This window comes from Mycobacterium sp. (assembly GCF_035623875.1).
In the GTDB taxonomy this organism is placed as follows: Bacteria; Actinomycetota; Actinomycetes; order Mycobacteriales; family Mycobacteriaceae; genus Mycobacterium.
On the sequence record NZ_DASPSP010000218.1, the window covers coordinates 1 to 3188 of the forward strand.

4 protein-coding genes are annotated in these 3188 nt (G+C 66.1%); 1 reads left to right on the forward strand and 3 read right to left on the reverse strand.

Features of this window, described 5'->3' with window-relative positions; translation table 11 throughout:
* The coding region (locus VEI45_RS18040) for a TCP-1/cpn60 chaperonin family protein (RefSeq protein WP_324855648.1) at positions 1–618 on the reverse strand (618 nt) is incomplete at its 3' end.
* A gap of 188 nt (positions 619–806) precedes the next feature.
* Positions 807–1373: a helix-turn-helix domain-containing protein gene (locus tag VEI45_RS18045; RefSeq protein ID WP_324855650.1), complete on the reverse strand. Its 567-nt coding sequence runs from the start codon at positions 1371–1373 to the stop codon at positions 807–809.
* 100 nt (positions 1374–1473) lie between these two features.
* Here VEI45_RS18045 and VEI45_RS18050 point away from each other — a divergent pair, with 100 nt between their 5' ends.
* On the forward strand, positions 1474–2388 hold the full coding sequence (locus VEI45_RS18050) for an SDR family NAD(P)-dependent oxidoreductase (protein WP_324855652.1): 915 nt from the start codon (positions 1474–1476) through the stop codon (positions 2386–2388).
* A 4-nt stretch (positions 2389–2392) separates the two neighbouring features.
* On the opposite strand, the gene VEI45_RS18055 is transcribed toward VEI45_RS18050, so the two are convergent.
* Positions 2393–3094 (reverse strand): M24 family metallopeptidase, encoded by a 702-nt coding sequence (locus VEI45_RS18055; RefSeq protein ID WP_324855654.1) that lies wholly within the window; start codon positions 3092–3094, stop codon positions 2393–2395.
* Positions 3095–3188 lie beyond the last annotated feature (94 nt).

Genomic DNA, 3188 nt, shown 5'->3' on the forward strand with positions numbered 1-3188 from the left:
GGCGTCGGTGACGAAGTAGCCCGAGATGTAGCCCTTGTCGAACCGCATGCCCTCGGTGAGCTCGAGCTGCAGGCCGAAGGTGTTGGACTCCTCGACGGTGATGACGCCCTCGTTGCCGACCTTGTCCATCGCCTCGGCGATTAGGTCGCCGATCGACTGGTCACCGGCCGAGATGGCCGCGGTGGCGGCGATCTGCTCCTTGGTCTCAACTTCCTTGGCGCCCTTGAGCAGCGTCTCGGTGATCTTCTCGACGGCCTTCTCGATACCGCGCTTCAGACCCAGCGGGTTGGCCCCGGCCGCTACATTGCGCAGGCCCTCTTTCACCAGCGCCTGGGCCAGCACGGTGGCCGTGGTGGTGCCGTCGCCGGCGACGTCATCGGTCTTCTTGGCGACTTCCTTGACCAGCTCAGCGCCGATCTTCTCGTACGGGTCCTCCAGCTCGATCTCCTTGGCGATGGACACACCATCGTTGGTGATCGTGGGAGCACCCCACTTCTTCTCCAGGACGACGTTGCGGCCCTTGGGACCCAACGTCACCTTTACCGCGTCGGCGAGGCTGTTCAGGCCCCGCTCGAGGCCGCGACGGGCCTCTTCGTCGTACGCAATTTGCTTGGCCATTGCGAAGTGATTCCTCCGATTGGGGATGACACGTCTTGGCCGGGTGCAGTGCCCGCGACGGACGGCTGTGGGTGTCTCCCGCTGACGCGGCCCCGGCCTCACCGTCCCGACCTAGCACTCGCCGGTCGCGAGTGCCAACGTCATTCTTAGCACTCGCCTATGCCGAGTGCAAGGACAGGTCAGCCGGCTTACGGCGCTGCGCGTAGACCGTCGACGACGACGTCGGTCACCCGCTCGGCCAACTCTGGGTTGTAGGCCTCCATCGCCTGACATCCGACCAGGATCGACTTCACCTCGCGCACGCCGATATCGCGACGGGCGGTGCCCGCTTTCTGGGCAGCGCGGAGCAATTCGTCGAGCATGGCCAAAAATGCATCCTCTGCGTCTGGCGCGGCCTGCGCGATGTCAATGCCGAGACCGGCCAGCGCCTCGACCATGCCACGGTCCGTCGCGCCCCATTGCAGCACCATCGAGCGCAGAAAGCTGAAGATCGCCTCGCCGGGCCCGGCGGATTCCAGCAGCGCGTGCCCGTCGTCGATAAAACGTTGCATTCGGTCCGCTATGACCGCGTGGAACAGCGCCTCTTTGGTCGGGAAGTGACGGTAGACGGTGCCGGCCCCGACTCCGGCCCGGCGGGCGATCTCATCGATCGGCACCGACAAGCCCTCGGCCGCAAAGGTTTCGTAGGCTACTTCCAGCACACGCTCCCGGTTGCGCGCCGCGTCGGCACGCATCCGCGGTGCTGGCTGTGCCATCTCAGTTACCTCACCGGTTGACAAAACGGGGCGCACGTTCCGTATAGTATCGATAAACCGGAGCGTTCGCCCCGATTACCCTACAACTGAGGAGCTTCGCATGGCCAAGTGGACAACCGCGGACATTCCCGACCAGACCGGTCGTGTCGCCGTCATCACCGGAGCCAACACCGGCCTCGGTTACGAGACCGCCCTGGCGCTCGCCGAACACGGCGCCCACGTCGTACTGGCGGTGCGCAACCTCGACAAGGGCAAGGACGCCGCCGCCCGCATCACCGCCGAGAGTCCCCGCGCCGACATTGCGCTACAGGAGCTCGACCTCACGTCGCTGGACTCCGTCCGCGCCGCGGCCCGTCAACTGGCGTCCGATTACGACCGCATCGACCTGCTGATCAACAACGCCGGCGTGATGTACACACCGAAGTCGAACACCAAGGACGGCTTCGAGCTGCAGTTCGGCACCAACCACCTGGGCCACTTCGCCTTCACCGGTCTGCTGCTGGATCGGCTATTGCCGGTTGCGGGTTCGCGGGTCGTGACGGTCAGCAGCGTCGGCCACCGCATCCTCGCCGACATCCACTTTGACGATCTGCAGTGGGAGCGAAGCTACAACCGGGTCGCGGCCTACGGCCAGGCCAAGCTGGCCAACCTGCTTTTCACTTACGAGCTGCAGCGGCGGCTGGCTCCCGGCGGGACGACGATCGCCGCGGCCGCCCACCCCGGCATGTCGGACACCGAGTTGATGCGCAACATGCCCGCGCCGCTGGTGTCTGCATTCGAAAGGATCGCCCCGCTCGTCGCCCAGAACCCGGCGATGGGAGCCCTGCCCACCCTGCGCGCCGCCACCGACCCGGCGGTGCTCGGCGGGCAGTACTACGGCCCCGACGGCATCGGCCAGACGCGGGGCTATCCCAAGATCGTGGAATCAAGCCGCAAGTCGCATGACGTCGAGCGGCAGCGCCGGCTCTGGGCGGTGTCCGAGGAGCTGACCGGCGTGGTGTACCCCGTCGGCTGACCGGCTATGGCAGGTCGAGCAGCTGCTCGTAGAAACCGCCGAAGCGACGCGAGGGATCGATCAGATGGATCTCGAGGATCCAGTGGCAGCGGCGACCGCTGGGGTCCGTGCGTCGCATCGGCTTGTTCGATCCGGGCATGATGAACCACTCGGTGGCTGTCCCAGCGATCTTCTTGTGCGGGAACTCCCCCACCAGATGGCCGGCAATATGGCTGCCCCAGCCGAAGCCCTCGGCACGAGCCACCTCGACAGAGACGTCGAACAACTCGGCGCCGGTGACATCCGGGTGATTCTCGAAATAGTCGCGGCCGGCCTGCCACACCCGTGGCAGCGCGTCGCGGACGGCGTGTTTGTCCGGATCGTCGCCGAGCACGAAGGTCCGCCCGAAGTCGGCCTCCCACTCCTCGAAGACCGGGCCGAGGTCCAAGAACACGATGTCGCTCTCGGTGATCACCCGGTCCGGCGGGTGCTCTCGAAAAGGTTGCAGCGTGTTGTCACCGGCCCGCACAATCCGCCGGTGCCAGTGCCGCGTGACACCCAACATGTCCGCGGCTAGGTCGCGGATCTCGTCGGACAGCTCCTGCTCGCCGACACCGGCGCGGATCATGCCGCGTCGCTCGATCTCGTCGAAGAGCTGCGCTGCCTTATCCTGGGCGTCGAGAAGCCGTTCCGCGCGGACGTTTTCGTCGACGTTCGACTTCTGCACAGCACCGATGCTACGACCCAGGAGCACACATGTCGCTCGTGGTGCCGCCCTACCCGCCGCCGCGCTACCTCAAAGACCAGCCGGAAGTCAGCGC

Coding starts and splice junctions, on each gene's coding strand:
- VEI45_RS18050 (WP_324855652.1), top strand. CDS start 1,474: ATGGCCAAGTGGACAACCGCGGACATTCCCGACCAGACCGGTCGTGTC.
- VEI45_RS18045 (WP_324855650.1), bottom strand. CDS start 1,373: ATGGCACAGCCAGCACCGCGGATGCGTGCCGACGCGGCGCGCAACCGG.